The sequence below is a fragment of the Parasphingorhabdus sp. genome, assembly GCF_036568145.1.
Taxonomy (GTDB): Bacteria; Pseudomonadota; Alphaproteobacteria; order Sphingomonadales; family Sphingomonadaceae; genus Parasphingorhabdus.
The window spans coordinates 1-17,212 of the sequence record NZ_DATCTC010000017.1 but is presented as its reverse complement, the minus strand read 5'-3'; the positions used below and the strand labels follow the sequence as shown (position 1 = coordinate 17,212).

The window sequence follows — 17,212 nt, the reverse complement described above, 5'->3', positions numbered from 1 at the left end:
TCCAGAGTCCAGAAATGCCTGTTTTTTGAGCGGGATTGCAACTGTCTGGATTTGGCTATAGCAGTTTACGTGCGATTCCTTGCACAATGTCAATTTGGCATGGTATTTGTATTGCAAAGGGCAAATGCGCCCGACTTTGGTGCTGCATCCACGTGCCAAAGCTATAGTGGCCGGAGCATAAGGATAGGAAAGAATAAATGAAAAAGATTGAGGCAATCATCAAGCCTTTCAAACTTGATGAAGTGAAAGAGGCGCTGCACGAGGTTGGTGTATCGGGAATCACCGTTACCGAAGCCAAGGGCTTTGGCCGTCAGAAAGGCCATACCGAGCTGTATCGCGGCGCCGAATATGTCGTGGATTTCCTGCCCAAAGTGAAGCTGGAAGTTGTCGTCGATGATTCGATGGCAGAACGGGTTGTCGAAGCGATCTCCGCCGCCGCGCAAACCGGCCGCATCGGTGACGGCAAGATTTTCGTCATGCCCGTCGAAGCCGCGCTACGCATCCGCACCGGCGAGCGGGACAGCGATGCAATTTAGGGCGGGACTATGAAAGGCATGATGTAATAAAAGACATCAGCTGAATTTTGATTTTAACTTTTCCAAATCATTTTTAACCAAGGGACTAGCAAATGGCTAATACTGCTGCAGATATCATGAAATTAATCAAGGAAGAGGATGTAGAGTGGGTCGATGTCCGCTTCACCGATCCGCGCGGTAAATGGCAGCATCTGACGATGTGCGCCAATGTCATTGATGAAGATATGCTCGAAGAGGGCTTCATGTTTGACGGCTCCTCCATTGGCGGCTGGAAAGTCATCAATGAATCGGACATGATTTTGCGTCCCGATCTTGACGCCATGTATATGGACCCGTTCTCGGCCACACCGATGATGATCTTGATCTGTGACATTGTCGAACCCGGCGATGGCTCGCTCTATGGCCGCGACCCGCGCTCGACCGCGAAACGCGCTGAATCCTATATGAAATCCACCGGCATTGGCGACACCGTTTATGTCGGTCCGGAACCCGAATTTTTCATGTTCGACGATGTCCGTTTTGAAGACGGCTATGACCGCTCCGGCTTCCGCATTGACGATATCGAGCTGCCGACCAACACCGGCCGCGAATATGAAGTCGGCAATATGGGCCACCGCCCGCGTGCCAAGGGCGGCTATTTCCCGGTTGCTCCGGTTGACAGCGCTGTCGATATTCGCGGCGAAATGGTTGCCACGATGCAGGAAATGGGCCTGCCGATGGACAAGCATCACCACGAAGTGGCCGCTGCGCAGCACGAACTGGGCATGATGTTTGGCACGCTCGTCGAAACCGCTGACCGGATTCAGGTTTACAAATATGTCGTGCATCAGGTTGCCCATGCCTATGGCAAAACAGCAACCTTCATGCCCAAGCCAATCCGCAGCGATAACGGCTCCGGCATGCACACGCACATGTCGATCTGGAAAGAAGGCAAGCCGCTTTTCGCCGGTAACGAATATGCCGGACTTTCCGAAACCTGCCTCTATTATATTGGCGGCGTGATCAAACATGCCAAGGCTTGTAACGCGTTCACCAACCCGACGACCAACAGCTACAAGCGCCTGGTCCCCGGTTTTGAAGCGCCGGTTCTGCTCGCTTATTCCAGCCGTAACCGCTCTGCATCCTGCCGTATTCCTTATGGTGCAGGCGACAAGGCCAAGCGCGTCGAGTTCCGTTTCCCGGATCCGCTGGCCAACCCGTATCTGTCTGCCGCGGCACTGCTGATGGCCGGTCTTGACGGGATCGAGAATAAAATCCACCCCGGCGAAGCGATGGACAAGAACCTTTATGACCTGCCGCCAGCAGAGTTGGCCGAAGTGCCTACCGTTTGCGGTTCGCTGCGCGAAGCGTTGGAAGCGCTGGAAGCCGATCACGAATTCCTTCTGAAAGGCGACGTGTTTACCAAGGACCAGATCGACGCGTATGCCGCGCTGAAATGGGAAGAAGTCAGCCGCGTGGAAATGACTCCAAGCCCGGTCGAGTTCGACCTCTATTATTCCGGCTGATCGTCAGCGTCAGGTTTGAACTGCTTATAAAAAACCCCGGGGCAAGCGATTGTCCCGGGGTTTTTATTTGGCTTATCGCGCTTCGCGGCACCTATTCCCCTTTTTTGGAAAGGCCCATAGCGCTCCTGATCTCGTCATTATCCGCGCCCAATGTTGGCGGATCGGCAAAGATATTTGCCGGGCTTTCGGAATAAAGCACCGGATGTTTGATAGAGCGGTATTTCCCGATTTTTTCACCCTCGCGCTCGGTCCAGAAACCGACCTGCTGCAAGTGCGGATCGTTAAGCACATCGCCGATCCGGTTGTAACGCATCGCCGGAATATTATGCTTGTCGAGCAGTTCCAGCCACTCGTCCGTTGTCTTGGTCGCTGCGATTTCCTCGATCAGGCCATAAAGCTCGGTGATATTCTTGGTGCGCTCCGAATAGGTCGAGAAACGCGGGTCATCAAACACACCGGTCTTGCCGCCCAGTTCAAAGAATTTTTCCCACTGCTGGTCATTATAGGGGACCAGACCGATAAAGCCGTCCTTTGTCGGATAGGGTTTGCGATTGGGGTTGATCGACCGCGTGTAGCCAAGGCGGCCATTACCTGGGATGAAGGTTTCACCCCACAGATTCTCGACCATGTTGAACCATGTAAAGGCCTCGAACATCGGGACCTGGACAAACTGGCCCTCGCCGGTTTTTTCCTTGTGATACATGGCGGCAAGCGTGGCGTTGACCGCGAACAGACCGATGGTTTTATCGGCCACCAGCGACGGCATATAAAGCGGACGCCCGCTATCGCCGCGCATTTCAAACAGGGACGCAAAGCCCGATGAACACTGGATCAGGTCATCATAAGCCTGTCGGTGGGAATATTCACCGCCCTGACCAAAACCGGCGCAGTGGACATAGACGATACCGGGGTTAATGGCTTTTACCGCTTCGTAATCAAGCCCCATCCGTTCCATACCAGCCATGCGGACGTTGTGGAAAAACACGTCGGCATGTTTGAGCAGCTCCACGATCACGGCCTTATCCGCTTCCACTTTGCCATTGAGCGTGATCGATTTCTTGTTGCGGTTCAGCGACGTGAAAATCGGCCCCAGATCGCCCGTCGGGCTGTCACCGGCCATACGCATCATGTCACCGGAAAACTTGCCTTCGTCATTTTCGATCTTGATGACATCCGCGCCCATATCCGCAAAGTTCAGTGTCGCAAACGGCCCCAGAACAACCGTGGACATATCGACAATCTTTAACCCTTTCAGCGGTCCTGTCGGTTCAACATCCCATTTCAGCTCTGGCCATCCGGTCATTTTTTTCAATCCTCTAAATATTTAGGTGCATCGGTTGCCATGTCTGTTATCAGTTTTAATTGATTGATGAACTGTTTTTTTAGGGGATGTTCAAATATGAGTTTTTTTGACCGACAGGCACCGGTATTGATAGGCGTAGGCGAAGCAAGTGGCCAATCATTGGGTCTGGAATGGCCATCTCCGGTCGATCTGGCTTCCGGCGCTGTAAAGGCCGCCCTGGCGGATGGCGGAGCCGCCGGACTTGCGGATTCTATCGATTGCCTGCTCGCAACGCGGCTCTTCTATGATAGCGGGGTCGGGCATCAATATGGATCACCGGCCAACCTGCCCGACGCGATTGCCCGTGCATCCGGCCTTGAACCCGCGCAGCTACTTTACGGTGATGTCGGCGGCCAAAGCCCCCAGAAATATGTGAACGAACTGGCGGTGCAGCTTCATGAAGGCAAGATAAAGGCGGCTGTCATCTGTGGATCGGAATCCATCGGTACAGTGAAACGCGCCAAAAAGGCCGGGCATGAAATGGACTGGAACCTGCCTTCGGATCGTGATTTCATCGACAAGCGTTCCGACTTTGCCGTCCTCACCATGTATGAGATCCGCCACGGAATTATATCCATGCCGATGGCCTATGCGCTGCTTGAAAACGCCCGACGCAAAAGGCTGGAAATGGACCGGGACAGCTATGCTGCGGACATGGCGCAGCTTTGGTCTGCGTTTTCAAGTGTCGCATCCTCGCGTGAACATGCCCAGTTTGCAAAGCATTGGAGCGTGGAAGAATTGCTAAGCGACGAGGGCGGCAATTACCGGCTCAACGATCCCTATCGCCGCTGGATGGTGGCGCAGGATGCTGTCGCATTGGGCGGAGCGGTGATTATGACCACCGCTGGCCATGCCGCCGATCTTGGCATAGCCGAAGACAGGATGATCTACCTGCACAGCGGCGCGGATTCCAGTGCGCCGGTTATCAGCGAACAGATGGACCTGTCGCGCTCTCCGGCGATTGAATGGGCAGTCACAAAGGCGCTGGAACTTGCCGAATTGCAGGCGGGGGATATTGGCCCGATTGACATATATAGCTGTTTCCCTGTTGCCGTGTCACTGGCGATAGAGGCGCTGAACCAGCCGGACCGGCCGCTGTCCAGCTATACACTGACCGGCGGGCTGAGCTTTTTTGGCGGACCTGGCAACAGTTACAGCACCCATGCGATAGTCGCGCTGGTTCAGGCCTTGAGAAAAGATGGCAGCAAGCCGGGCATGATCTCTGCCAATGGCGGGGTGATTAACAAGGAATCCGTCGGCATTTACGCGGCCCAACCGTTAGCGGGCGGCTGGTCCCCCGACCGGATCGCGAAGCCCAACTACCTGCCCCCGGACAAGGGCACCAGCCCGGCCCATTTCGTCAATGGTAATGGCGTCATCAAAAGCTATGCAACACCTTATGTGAAGGATGTTCCCGGCTCCGCGACGCTGTGGATGGTGGATGAAAACGGCACGCCATGTTTCGGTATGCTGGACGATACGCCTGATGACACGGATCTGATTGGCCGGGCGGTCACGATTACCAACGATGGCAAACGCAATCATGCGATTTTGAAATAGGATGGTTTTAATTTAACCTCAAGCGCCGGGCGGGCGCATCCGCGCCCTTGGCTTTCCTCGCATAAGCTCGGGCGCGCGGTCGCGCTTGCCGACGCTACGCGTCGGTCTGGTATGTGTTCTTTAGGTTGCGCTTTGGTGTGCCCTTCAGAGGTAGCACCAGACCGAGCGCAGCGAGGCAAGGCCGACTGGCCGCCGCGCCTTATTGGCGGAGCGGATGCCCGCGCCCGGCGCTTGAGGTAATAATAAAGAATCCCCACCCCCGGCCCCTCCCTTGAAAGGGAGGGGGGAATTACCTTCCCTTAAACTGCAACCACTTCCTGCCGGATCGCGCCGAATATAGAATGTCCGTCGTCGTCCAGCATCTGGATTTTCACGACATCGCCTGCGCTCATAAACGGTGTTTTCGCTTCCCCGTCAGATATGGTTTCGATCATCCGGATTTCCGCGATACAGCTATAGCCAAGCCCGCCTTCGGAAACAGGTTTGCCGGGGCCGCCATCCTCATCCTGATTGGATACCGTGCCCGAACCGATGATCGTGCCCGTGCATAGGGGCCGCGTTTTGGCAGCGTGGGCGACAAGCTGTGCCAGGCTGAACGTCGCATCGTCCCCTGCATTGGCGCGGCCAAAGGGTTCGCCGTTATAATCGATATGCAATGGCAGATGAATCACAGAGCCTATCCACGCATCGCCCAGTTCATCGGGCGTTACGCAAACAGGGGAAAAGGCGCTTGGCGGCTTGGACTGGAAAAAGCCGAAACCTTTGGCCAGCTCTCCGGGGATCAGGCCGCGCAGGGACACGTCGTTGCACAGCATGACAAGCTTGATATGGTCTGCTGCCTCTTCCGCACTGGCGCCCATCGGCACGTCATCGGTTATGACGGCGACCTCGCCCTCCATATCGCAACCCCAGGCCGGATCACCCAGCGGGATAGGATCGCGCGGAGCCAGAAAAGCATCGGAGCCGCCCTGATACATTAACGGGTCGCTGTAAAAACTTTCCGGCACTTCCGCTCCGCGGGCTTTGCGGACCAGCTCGACATGGTTGATATAGGCGCTGCCATCGGCCCATTGGTACGCGCGGGGCAGCGGGGAGTGGGCTTCGCGCTCATGGAAACGCTCGCACGGAACTGTCTGGTGCTCGACATCGCGGTATAGGGCTTCCAGCTTTGGCGCGCATAGTTCCCAATTATCGAGAGCCGCTTGCAGCGTCGGGGCAATATTACTGGCTTCACAGCACCGGGTCAGGTCTTTGGAAACGACGACCAACCGGCCGTCTCGTGTATCGTTTTTGAGCGTCGCGAGTTTCATAGGGTCCCCATTTGTTATTGGATACGGGTTCTGATTATCGACGTTAGGCTGTGAGTGTGCGCCGGAACGCGGCAACAATCAACCGTTCAGCGGCAGACGGGCCACTCAATAGTCGTCGCGCGCTTTCTCATGCAGCCATGCGGCATGTTGCGGCGCTTTTTTGGTGCGGCTCCATTCTTCCAGCATTTCAGGTGCCACCCGCTGCAACTCGGCCATTTCTTCTGCTGTCCCGGTATTGCACGCCAGTTCCAGCCGGTGGCCATTCGGGTCAAAGAAATAGATGGATTTGAATATGCCGTGATTGGTCGGACCGATCACCTCAAGCCCTTCGGCCTCGGCCCGCTCTTTTACCGCCATCAGGTCGTCCATCGTCGGGGCCTGAAACGCAATATGCTGAACCCATGACGGCGTGTTCGGGTCCTTGCCCATTTCCGGCTGCTGCGGCAGTTCAAAAAACGCCAGTATATTGCCGCCCCCTGCATCAAGGAACACGTGCATATAGGGGTCATATTCTCCGGTCGATGGAACATGGTCTTCGGAAAAAGCAACGGTGAACGGCATGCCCAGTACGCGCTGGTAAAACTCGACCGTTTCCTTCGCATCCTTGCAGCGATAGGCGACATGGTGGATACCGTTTATTTTTGGGGTTCTTGTCATTCAGCCGGCTCCTTGACGTCAAGCACGCCGCGCGCAACCTGGTCACGCTCGATGCTTTCAAACAATGCCTTGAAATTACCCTCGCCGAAACCGTCATCGCCTTTGCGCTGGATAAATTCGAAAAATACCGGGCCGATTTGTGCCTCGGCAAAAATTTGCAGGAGCAGCCGCGGCTGTCCGCCTTCGGTCGTTCCGTCGAGCAGGATACCACGGGATTTAAGGGCGGATACATCCTCCCCGTGCCCGGGCAAGCGCTCGTCCAGCATATCGTAATAAGTGTCCGGCGGCGGCGTCATAAACGGCACGCCCAATGCTTTCAGCTTATCCCAACTGGCGATAAGGTCGTCACAGATCAGCGCGATATGCTGAATCCCCTCGCCATTGAATTCGCGCAGAAACTCCTCGATCTGGCCTTTACCGCCCTCGCCCTCTTCGTTGAGCGGTATGCGGATCTTGCCATCCGGTGCGGTCAGCGCCTTTGAAGTGAGGCCGGTATATTCGCCCTTTATGTCGAAAAAGCGGATCTCGCGGAAATTGAACAGGCTTTCATAATAGTCCGCCCAATAGGCCATCCTGCCGCCATAGACATTGTGTGTAAGGTGGTCGATGATTTTGAAACCGGCGCCAAAAGGGTTGCGGTCAACGCCGGGCAGATATTCAAAGTCGATATCGTAAATGGAAAGGGCATCGCTTTTTTCATCATCGGCATAGCGATCGACCAGATACAGTATTGCACCGCCAATGCCGCGAATGGCCGGAATGTGCAATTCCATCGGCCCGGTTTCCACCGCCACCGGCTCTGCGCCCTGGGCCAGCAGATGGTCATAAGCCTTGCGCGCATCTTTCACGCGAAACGCCATACCGCATGCCGATGGTCCATGTTCGCGGGCGAAATACCATGCCGCCGATCTCGGCTCGTAATTGATGATAAGATTAATCTGCCCCTGCCGCCACAGATGCACATCCTTGCTGCGATGCTTGGCAATGCGGGTAAAGCCCATGACCTCGAACACCGGCTCCAGCACACCTTTTTCAAGCGCGCAAAATTCAACAAATTCAAAGCCGTCAAGCCCGGCCGGGTTTTCGAAAAGATCCGCCATTTCATATTCCTTGCAAATCGGCTAATTAGTTACATTTGCAACTATAGCGAATGATCGGCTGATTGACAAGGGAATTGGCTGTTGCTCACATGACTGCGGAACGAATGAAGATGACCGCTACGGCGAAAATCGCAAAGAGGATAGGCAGGATCAGCATCTGGCCAAAAATCTCGCCAAAGCTCATGGGACCGTTCAGGCTCTGGAACTTGCCCTTGACCCACTCGCTTTCAAGCTCCTTGCGACCTGCGGCCCCTATGCTGTTGAGTACGAAAGTCGTGCCAAAATACATGATCGCGAACAACCCGCTGACAGTGACTACAAATATCGCTCCCAGATCGTGACCAGTCGCTATGGCTAGCGCCACAAAGAATATCGCGTAGCTGGTCAGCATGATGCTCCAGACCGACCCTGGCAAACCGAACGTGCGGGCTTCATGCTGCGTAGAGGCTTCGAGCGCGACCATATTTTCCGGATGCAGGTCCTGCTCCATATCATGCGATTGAGCAGCCAAGTTATTTTCATCAAGAAACATTTCCAGTCTCCTTCTTTTAAGGAACAGGTGGCATTCCTCCAAGGCGCCCGTCGCGGTGGATGGAAATTCCGGTCATCAAACTCTCGGCAATCCGCTCGGCGCGATCCGACAGAAACTGGCACGCCGCAGCATTTGGCATTATTTCTGGCAAAGTCTCGTCAAACAGCTTTAACCAGTGATCGAAATGAGAGCGCTCGATACCGGGTATCGCCAAATGCTTGACCATCGGATTGCCGCGAAACCGTCCTGATTCAATGGCAATGGAGGTCCAGAAAGCTTTCATCCGCTCCAAGTGGGGTGGCCAGTTGGTAATTATTTCGTTGAATATCGGCCCGAGAAGCGCATCGCCTCTGATTTTGTCATAAAAGCTATCGACAAGTTGGGAAATTCGCGCTTCAGTAATCCCCAAAGCCTGCGCGTGGGCAGCTTTCTCTTCTCTCGCGGCAATCGTATAAGGGTGGGGCATCTGACGACTCTTTTAAAGATGTATATTATTTACCTCTTATAACTTATAACCAACTTGAAATTAAAAGCAATATATAATATGCATGTTTTATGAGACTTACCACACATACTGACTATGCCCTGCGGACATTGATGTTTCTGGCAGCGCATGATGATAGCCAGACAATTGATGATATAGCATCGGCTTATGATATTTCCAAAAACCACCTGATGAAGGTGGTGCAACGGCTTGCCGGTGCAGGATTTATCACCAGCCAGCGTGGCCGCGGCGGCGGGCTTAAGCTGGCCCGCAACTCGTCAGAGGTCAATATTGGCGATGTCGTCCGTACGATGGAGGAGGTTAACCAGTTTGTCGAATGCAGCCCTGGCTCAAAAAACCATTGCGTCGTCACTCCGGTCTGCGGCTTGTCCCGCGTAATGGCTGACGCCGTTGCAGCCTTTTTGGCGCATCTCGACAAGTTCACCTTGGAAGATGTGATGGGCAAAAGACAATTATTCGCCGAAATATTTGCGCTGGAAAAGCTAGATAGCTGAGAGGCGAAATCAGGGGGTGGACATTGCTACTCGATAAGAGGGAGGCCGTCCTCCTTGATCATTAGGCGTGGAATGAGCGTCTGATGCAGATACTCAGCTGTATTTTTGTGCCAGCTCCCACATCGCAATCGCTGCTTTGGCCGCTTCGCCGCCTTTGTCTTTCTGCGTTTTATCGGCGCGGGCCAAGGCCTGCGCTTCATTTTCGACCGTTATGATACCATTGCCGATCGCCGCACCGTCAAGCGTCAGCGCCATGATACCGCGCGCGCTTTCGTTGGAGACAATTTCAAAATGATATGTCTCCCCGCGCAGCACGACGCCGAGTGCGACAAAGCCGTCAAACTGCTCGCTGTCAATTGCCAGAGAAATGGCTCCGGGCACTTCCAGCGCTCCGGGAACAGTCAGCACTTCATAACTATGCCCCGAAGCATTCAGCGCCGCCTTGGCGCCGTCTAACAACATATCGTTCAAATGGTCATAAAAACGCGCTTCGACGATCAGGAATTTGGCCATTTTATTTACTCTCGCTTTGGTTGGTCTGGTTCTGTTTCATCATGAAGGCGATCTTAAGCCGCCTGACTTTCCTCGGTGGTTTCTCCATCGGGAATAGCCCGCTGACCAATGATACGCAGGCCATAGGCATCCAGCCCGACCAGATCGTGGTTGGTGTTGGACAATAATTCCATATCCTTCACGCCCAGTTCCGTGAGAATCTGTGCGCCGACACCATAATCGCGCAGCTGGTCCATATGCGGCCCTTCTTCGCCAGCCAGTTTACGCACCTGATTGGACAGAAATTGCCTGCTTTGCTGGGTGATGAATACGATCAGCCCCGCGCCTTCGTCACCGATAATCTTCATACATTCGGATAGCGTCCGCCCGCCCGGCCCTGTGCTGCCGAAAATATCGCTAAAAAGTGTCATCGCATGCATCCGCACCAAGGTCGGCTTATCGGGATTGATATGCCCTTTTTGCAGCACGATCTGTTCCGTTTCCGTAGCTGTATTATAATAGGTGATTGCTTTCCATTCCCCGCCCCAGCGGCTTTCAAAGCTGGCTTCGGCCCGGCGTTTAGCAAGATGGTCATTGCGAAGGCGGTAAGCGATAAGATCACGGATCGTTCCGATCTTCATCCCGTGATGCTGGGCAAATTCAATAAGATCATCCAGCCGCGCCATTTCGCCGTCATCCTTCATGATCTCGCAGATCACACCAGACGGGTTAAGCCCGGCCAGACGCGAGACATCGACCGCCGCCTCGGTATGGCCGGCGCGTACCAGCACACCACCATTGCGCGCTTGCAGGGGAAAGACATGGCCGGGCGTTACAATCTCGTTCCTGCCCTTGGTGCCGTCAATCGCGACCGCCACCGTGCGGGCGCGATCAGCGGCGGAAATGCCGGTGGTGACGCCGTCGCGCGCTTCAATGGACGTGGTAAATGCGGTTTCATGAGCGGTACGGTTATTCTGGCTCATCATATCAAGGCCAAGTTCCTGAACCCGGTCCTTTGCCAGCGCTAGACAGATGAGCCCGCGGCCATATTTGGCCATGAAGTTGATCGCATCGGGCGTTGCCATCTGAGCCGGAATGATGAGGTCGCCCTCATTTTCGCGGTCTTCGTCATCGACCAGGATATACATACGGCCGTTGCGCGCTTCGTTGATGATTTCTTCCGCGCTTGCCATCACTCCGCTGCCACCGCGTGAGAGATATTTTTCCAGCTTGCCCAGAGTTTCGGCAGTAGGGTTCCAGTCCGGTTGCCCCAAAGCACGCAGGCTATTCGCATGAAGACCAGCGGCGCGGGCCAGACCGGCGCGTGTCTCTGTGCCGGATTCGATCAGTTCGATCAGTTGCTCTATCAATATCTTGCTCATGGTCACACCTTCATCCAATGGGTATATCACATCTGTATCACACCATAATGTGATGCGTCCAGACATATATAACATCGAATGTGATAGGACCTGCGCCTTATGCAGATATGCTTATAAAAAAGCCCGCAATTCACCAACAAATTCATCAAACTGGTCATGGTGCAGCCAATGTCCGGCATTGGAGAAGCTTTTGACCGTAACATTGTCGCCGAAATATTGGATTCGACCGTCTTTCTCCGGATTACTTGCCCAGCTATCTTCGCCATAATGCAACTGGGTCGGGCAACTTACGTTTCCCCATAATTTGTGAATGTCGGATTGCTGCAGGTCAATCGAATCCCAATGTTGCACATAGGGGTCGAATTTCCAGCTATAGCTGCCATCCTCGTTACGAATCACCGCATGAGTGGTGAGGTGACGGGCTTGCTTGTCGGATAAATGGCTGTTTTCCTCCTGCATCCGTTTTAGCGCGTCATCAAAAGTTGCATAGCGCCTGACCTGACGGCCAGCGGCTTTTCGTTTTTCCTCTATCGAATTACGCACGCGCTGAAGCTGTCCGATTTCTTCCCGCTCGGCGAGCATTGCAGGGCTGGGTCCAAGCCCTTCTATTGCAACCAGCCGCCGAACTGTATCCGGATAAAGGCCCGTATAGCGCAGCGCAATATTACCGCCCATACTGTGCGCGACAATAGTCACCGGCGACAGATCAAGCTGGTAGATGAGCTGGGCCAGATCGGTGACCATCGCCATGACCGAGTAATTGCCGTCCGTGCTCCACTGGCTGTCGCCATGGCCGCGAATATCAGGCGCAATAATATGCCAGTCCTCGCGCAATTCCTGAGCAACCCAGTCCCAGTTGCGGCAATGGTCCCTGCCCCCGTGAAGCAGGATCAGCGGCGGTTTCCCTGCATTACCCCAATCGGCATAATGCAGACGAAGCCGCTGGGAAAAATAGCTATGCGATGCGGGGCCGACCAGATCCATGTTTTATCCTGTTATTTTGTATCAGAAGAATCTTAAGACCATATTCGGGCACACAGACCAAGCCAAAAAAACAACCCCCGCCCGAGTACAAGCCCGGCCGGGGGGGGGCAATCTATAGCGTTCGATCAACCGGCTGTAATCGGCGGCTCAGGGGACAATCTGTCCGCCGGAGTAACTTCCATGCCCAGCGCCTTTGCCACGCCTGCACCATAAGCAGGGTCACAGCGAGCGCAGTTGTCGATGTGGCGCTGCTTTATAAAGTCGGGAGCATCGCCCATTGCTCCTGCCGTATTTTCAAACAACACTTGCTGTTGCTCGGGACTCATCTGCTGGAATAACTTGCGTGGCTGGGTGAAATAATCGGCATCGTCCTCACGAAAGTCCCAGAAGTCCGCATCGCCATTAATCTTCAAAGGTGGCTCGCGGAACTCGGGCTGCTCCTTCCACTGGTTAAAGCTGTTTGGCTCATAATGGGGTATGCCGCCATAGTTGCCATCGACCCGACCCCTACCGTCACGATGGTTGCTGGATACCGGGCAGCGCGGTGCATTTACCGGGATCTGGTTGTAATTAACGCCAAGCCGGTAACGCTGTGCATCGGCATAGTTGAACAACCGCGCTTGCAACATCTTGTCAGGAGAGACGCCGATTCCGGGAACCAGGTTCGACGGGGCAAAGGCGCTCTGTTCCACATCCGCAAAGAAATTTTCCGGATTGCGGTTCAGTTCAAACTCGCCGACCTCCATCAGCGGATAATCCGCCTTGTACCAGACCTTGGTTAGGTCGAAGGGGTGGAAGCGATAGGTTTCCGCGTCCTTCTCCGGCATCACCTGAATGAACATCTTCCACTTCGGAAAATCGCCGCGCTCAATCGCATCATAAAGGTCGCGCTGGTTGCTTTCACGGTCGCGGCCGACCACCTCCGCCGCTTCGGCGTCAGTCAGATTCTCGATACCCTGCTGTGTCCGGAAGTGGAACTTGACCCAGAACCGCTCACCTTCCTCGTTATAAAAACTGTAAGTGTGGCTACCAAAGCCATGCATATGGCGAAAGCTTTTCGGAATACCGCGATCGGACATTAGCACTGTCACCTGATGGAATGCCTCTGGCAACAGGGACCAGAAATCCCAGTTGTTCGTCGCCGAACGCAGGTTCGTGCGCGGATCGCGCTTCACCGCCCGATTGAGGTCGGGAAACTTGCGCGGGTCGCGGAAGAAAAAGACCGGCGTGTTGTTACCAACCAAGTCCCAATTGCCTTCTTCGGTATAGAATTTCAGCGCAAAGCCGCGAATATCACGCTCGGCATCAGCCGCGCCGCGCTCACCAGCAACGGTTGTGAAGCGGGCAAACATCTCTGTTTTTTTACCAACCTCGGAAAAAATTTTCGCGCGGGTATATTTCGTGATGTCGTGCGTAACGGTAAAAGTACCGAAAGCGCCCGAACCCTTGGCATGCATCCGCCGTTCAGGGATCACTTCCCGCACAAAATTGGCCAGCTTTTCATTGAGCCAGACATCCTGGGCAAGCAGCGGTCCGCGCGGTCCGGCGGTCAACGAGTTCTGATTCTCGGTTACCGGCGCACCAAAAGCTGTCGTAAGGTTCGTTACAGGACATTTATCGGGATTTTTGGGGGCATCGGACATCGTGAACTCTCCTGTTTCAGGTCGCAGACCTGTCGCGACCTGTTATGTCAAATTAAACAGGCCACTTCCAGAGCTAACTTGGAGTGATCCTCGCTATCCGCCCCCGCCAATGCTATCGCTCGCCCCGATCTTCGAAATCATTCAGGAATACGGCATATTGTGGGTGCGCCCTAATCTGGTTTCAGAGCGAAAGTATCTCAATCGCAACGCGCTCCGAGGATTCCAGCGCGCCTTCCAGTCCGCGAGCGCCGACAGCCGTGTGCTCACCGCAGAAATGGATACGCCCAGCCGGTTCGGCCATGGTAGCGCCAAAGGCCGCAATCTGGCCAGGACCGAAATAGGAAAAAGCACCCATGTTAAAACGCTCCGCTGTCCAGCTATGAAGATGGGCGCCCTTGACCTTGCCCTTAGCAGCCGGACGCAATGCTTCAAGCCGCTGAACGACAAACGTAAGCGCATCTTCCTTACCCAGCCGATCCCAATGTTGAGCCAAATGACCACGTGCCTGTACCGTCAGGCCGGTAATCTGCTTTGGATCCGCGCCAAAGCGTTGCGGCATCACAACACCCATTCGATCATCCGTCCACATTGCCGGTGAGGTATCGTCATGCTCCCAGAAAGGCTCGGTCACAGTCAAGAAAGCGATGCTGAGCGGCTGATATTTAAGCTCTGCAACTGCCATCGCCTGTGGACCGCTCAGACCCGGGCGGATGGCGATATTACGTAACGTCGGCAAGGGCAGCGAACTAATTACGCGCGGCGCTGAATAGACCGATCCGTCGGCGCAACGCACCTCCGCCTTGTCCGTCAGATTGTCGATTGCGACAACATCCTTGCCGAACAATATGTCGCCTTTGAGAAGTTTGGCCATACCGTTGGGCAGTTTGATGTTGCCTCCCTTGATCGCCAGCACGCGCGGCCCGGCCGCAATCTGACTCTTTATGAAACCGTCGTTAAATTCCAGCATCAGCGCCGAAACATCGTAGGCCGACGTTCCATAATAGGGCGAAAGGCTGACAAGATTGATCGCTGCGTCGCTCAGCCCCTGCGCTTTTAGAAAGCTATAAAGCGAGATGTCCAGCTTGGCGTTTGCCGGGTCGTTCCAAAGACCGGAATCGGGTAGCCGGTTATTCTGCGAGACCATTTTGTTGGTGACTTCCCACGGCATCGATCGTTTCAGATGTTCGGGAAAGGGGTTGATCGGCGACCCCGCCCATTCCTCACGCGTGATGCGCTGCCCATCCAGATAGAGTTCCTGCGGTGGGCCGCCATGGAAACGCGGCACAACATTTTCGAGTTCGACACCCGCCCGCGTGGCCGCGTCGATCCCGCGGCCATAGCCTTCGCCCATCGAGTTAAAACCCATTTCCGGGTAGCCAGGCTGATCCAGCAGTGTGAACACGCGCCCGCCAACACGTTGCCGTCCTTCTAACAGCAGAACCTTCAAACCCTGCTGCTCCAGCAGCCAGGCCGCGTTCAAACCAGATACGCCAGCCCCTAGCACAATGACGTCGACACCTTTGGGCTTGCCCATCCGTGCGCTTGCACGATCCGCCATGAGCGTAAGACCCAGGGCAGCTGCCCCCATTCCGAAATCGCGCCGTGTAAGCTTCACTGCATTCTCCTTCAATATTGCTGATCATCTCATTCGGCCACGGACAGTCCAAGGCAATCTTCCCACATCATCTGTTCGACTGACGGACAGTTTCCAACCTGAACGATTGACGCACATCCCGCCCTCTATAGCTATGGTTGCCCAATCGCCGACCGTTAAGCTCGCGAAAACCCGCAGCAAACCATATGGTCAGCGTTTCAAATGAAGGAGCCTTGTTGACCCTGCGTGTTTCTCTATCGGTTCCGGGTCCCTATGGGGACAGCGTGATGCTCTTAAGGCGCAATACATATCCTCGGGCCGATAGCCATTCAGGGAAAAGCTTTTATATCCTGATTAACCCTTAAATATATGATGGAGGATGCAGTGAGACTGCTTTCGAAAATAATGGTCACCGGCATGGTGGCAGTTGCACCCGCAACGGCGTTTGCCCAGGCGGGGGTCAGCTTTGATCCATTGATCGCCGATTCTATGAACAGCGAGCGCCTGACGATCAAGCAATTACGCGCCAAATATCAGGATGAGCAGAGCCGCTATATGAACATCGGCGATGTGGAAGTGCATTATAAAGACGAAGGGCAAGGACCTGTCGTGCTGCTGGTCCATGGATCGCTCAGTACGATGCGTACCTGGGATGGAGTGGCTGAAAAGCTGACTGATCGCTATCGCGTGATCCGTTTTGACCTGCCGGGCTTTGGGCTGTCCGGACGTATTTCTGACAAGGCTGTCGCTGAAATGCAGCCTACTGATATTCCGCAAATACTTCTGGAAAGACTGGGCGTCACCAAAGTGGCTGCTGCATCGGGTGTTTCAAGCGGCGGTACAATGGTGGCGATGCTGGCTGCCAAGAATCCGGGTCTGGTGGAACGGTTGATATTGTCGAATATGCCGTCTGATCCGGTCAGAACCGATCACATGAAACCACCACCTGAATTGACGGCCGAACTAGAAAAAGCCCGCGAGACAGGATTTCAGGCACCAAGTTATTGGAAAGAATTTTTCAATTTCTATTTCGGTGTGCCGGCGCGCGCAACACCGGAACTGCAGCGCGAGTATTATGATTTTAACCGCCGCGTACCCGAAAAGCATCCGATTGCTTTTATCGCACAGGTCAAGGACGGCAAGGAAACAACCCCGTTATTTGCATCTTTGACCATACCTGTGCTGCTGGTTTGGGGTAGTACTGACCCCTTGCTTCCGGACGCAGCGGCCCACAGGCTAGCGGAATATCTGGAACAGGCCAAAATATCGAAATTATTCATGCCGGACGTCGGTCACTATCCGCCACTGGAAATACCGGGCCGCTTTGGCAAGATTATCGGTAATTATTTGGAGGCAGTGACGCCGATTCTCGAACCGGCTGAATAGCAGCAGCGGACATTTTAAAACGGAAGGGCGGGCCCGCGGGTCCGCCTTTTTTTTACGTGAACGGCTTGATGGCGAAATTATCCACTTGCACGATCAGAGACGGACAAAGTCTGTGCTCCGCGCTCCAGTCACTGCTTATGTCAGGAATATACCTTTTATATAGACATTATATAAAATTGCGGGCGAGCCA

The 17,212-nt window shown here is 54.5% G+C and carries 16 protein-coding genes; 5 read left to right on the top strand and 11 right to left on the bottom strand.

The annotated features are described in order from the left end of the window. Positions 1-197: 197 nt before the first annotated feature. Entirely contained in the window at positions 198-536 is a 339-nt protein-coding gene (locus tag VIN76_RS05955; protein WP_332040918.1) for a P-II family nitrogen regulator, read from the top strand. Between the two features lie 92 nt (positions 537-628). Further along, on the top strand, positions 629-2,041 hold the full coding sequence (gene glnA / locus VIN76_RS05950; RefSeq protein ID WP_332040917.1) for a type I glutamate--ammonia ligase: 1,413 nt from the start codon (positions 629-631) through the stop codon (positions 2,039-2,041). A gap of 91 nt (positions 2,042-2,132) precedes the next feature. Here glnA and VIN76_RS05945 read toward each other — a convergent pair whose 3' ends face one another. Then, positions 2,133-3,344, bottom strand: a complete 1,212-nt coding sequence (locus tag VIN76_RS05945; RefSeq protein WP_332040916.1) for a CoA transferase — start codon at positions 3,342-3,344, stop codon at positions 2,133-2,135. Positions 3,345-3,440: 96 nt separating this feature from the next. Between VIN76_RS05945 and VIN76_RS05940 the strand changes: the two genes are divergently transcribed. After that, positions 3,441-4,943 (top strand): hypothetical protein, encoded by a 1,503-nt coding sequence (locus VIN76_RS05940; protein WP_332040915.1) that lies wholly within the window; start codon positions 3,441-3,443, stop codon positions 4,941-4,943. A 299-nt stretch (positions 4,944-5,242) separates the two neighbouring features. On the opposite strand, the gene VIN76_RS05935 is transcribed toward VIN76_RS05940, so the two are convergent. From VIN76_RS05935 to VIN76_RS05915, 5 genes are all read right to left on the bottom strand, one after another. Next, positions 5,243-6,253 (bottom strand): fumarylacetoacetate hydrolase family protein, encoded by a 1,011-nt coding sequence (locus tag VIN76_RS05935; RefSeq protein WP_332040914.1) that lies wholly within the window; start codon positions 6,251-6,253, stop codon positions 5,243-5,245. 105 nt (positions 6,254-6,358) lie between these two features. Further along, on the bottom strand, positions 6,359-6,910 hold the full coding sequence (locus VIN76_RS05930; RefSeq protein WP_332040913.1) for a VOC family protein: 552 nt from the start codon (positions 6,908-6,910) through the stop codon (positions 6,359-6,361). Beyond that, entirely contained in the window at positions 6,907-8,010 is a 1,104-nt protein-coding gene (gene hppD / locus VIN76_RS05925) for a 4-hydroxyphenylpyruvate dioxygenase (RefSeq protein ID WP_332040912.1), read from the bottom strand. The genes VIN76_RS05930 and hppD overlap by 4 nt, the downstream gene beginning before the upstream one ends. Before the next feature lie 85 nt (positions 8,011-8,095). Continuing rightward, positions 8,096-8,542 (bottom strand): hypothetical protein, encoded by a 447-nt coding sequence (locus VIN76_RS05920; RefSeq protein WP_332040911.1) that lies wholly within the window; start codon positions 8,540-8,542, stop codon positions 8,096-8,098. A gap of 16 nt (positions 8,543-8,558) precedes the next feature. Then, entirely contained in the window at positions 8,559-9,008 is a 450-nt protein-coding gene (locus VIN76_RS05915; protein ID WP_332040910.1) for a group III truncated hemoglobin, read from the bottom strand. 89 nt (positions 9,009-9,097) lie between these two features. Between VIN76_RS05915 and VIN76_RS05910 the strand changes: the two genes are divergently transcribed. Beyond that, complete coding sequence (locus VIN76_RS05910) at positions 9,098-9,541, top strand: Rrf2 family transcriptional regulator (RefSeq protein WP_332040909.1); 444 nt, start codon at positions 9,098-9,100, stop codon at positions 9,539-9,541. Positions 9,542-9,634: 93 nt separating this feature from the next. Here VIN76_RS05910 and ribH read toward each other — a convergent pair whose 3' ends face one another. The 5 genes from ribH to VIN76_RS05885 all read right to left on the bottom strand — a co-directional run bounded on the left by ribH (position 9,635) and on the right by VIN76_RS05885 (position 15,657). After that, entirely contained in the window at positions 9,635-10,054 is a 420-nt protein-coding gene (gene ribH / locus VIN76_RS05905) for a 6,7-dimethyl-8-ribityllumazine synthase (RefSeq protein ID WP_332040908.1), read from the bottom strand. Between the two features lie 53 nt (positions 10,055-10,107). Further along, complete coding sequence (gene ribB / locus VIN76_RS05900; RefSeq protein ID WP_332040907.1) at positions 10,108-11,415, bottom strand: 3,4-dihydroxy-2-butanone-4-phosphate synthase; 1,308 nt, start codon at positions 11,413-11,415, stop codon at positions 10,108-10,110. A gap of 111 nt (positions 11,416-11,526) precedes the next feature. Next, positions 11,527-12,399: an alpha/beta hydrolase gene (locus tag VIN76_RS05895; protein WP_332040906.1), complete on the bottom strand. Its 873-nt coding sequence runs from the start codon at positions 12,397-12,399 to the stop codon at positions 11,527-11,529. Between the two features lie 125 nt (positions 12,400-12,524). Beyond that, on the bottom strand, positions 12,525-14,042 hold the full coding sequence (locus VIN76_RS05890; RefSeq protein ID WP_332040905.1) for a catalase: 1,518 nt from the start codon (positions 14,040-14,042) through the stop codon (positions 12,525-12,527). A gap of 181 nt (positions 14,043-14,223) precedes the next feature. Next, positions 14,224-15,657 carry a flavin monoamine oxidase family protein gene (locus tag VIN76_RS05885; protein WP_332040904.1) on the bottom strand — a complete coding sequence of 478 codons (1,434 nt, stop codon included), beginning with the start codon at positions 15,655-15,657 and terminating at the stop codon, positions 14,224-14,226. Positions 15,658-16,020: 363 nt separating this feature from the next. Here VIN76_RS05885 and VIN76_RS05880 point away from each other — a divergent pair, with 363 nt between their 5' ends. Then, positions 16,021-17,022 (top strand): alpha/beta hydrolase, encoded by a 1,002-nt coding sequence (locus VIN76_RS05880; protein ID WP_332040903.1) that lies wholly within the window; start codon positions 16,021-16,023, stop codon positions 17,020-17,022. Positions 17,023-17,212 lie beyond the last annotated feature (190 nt).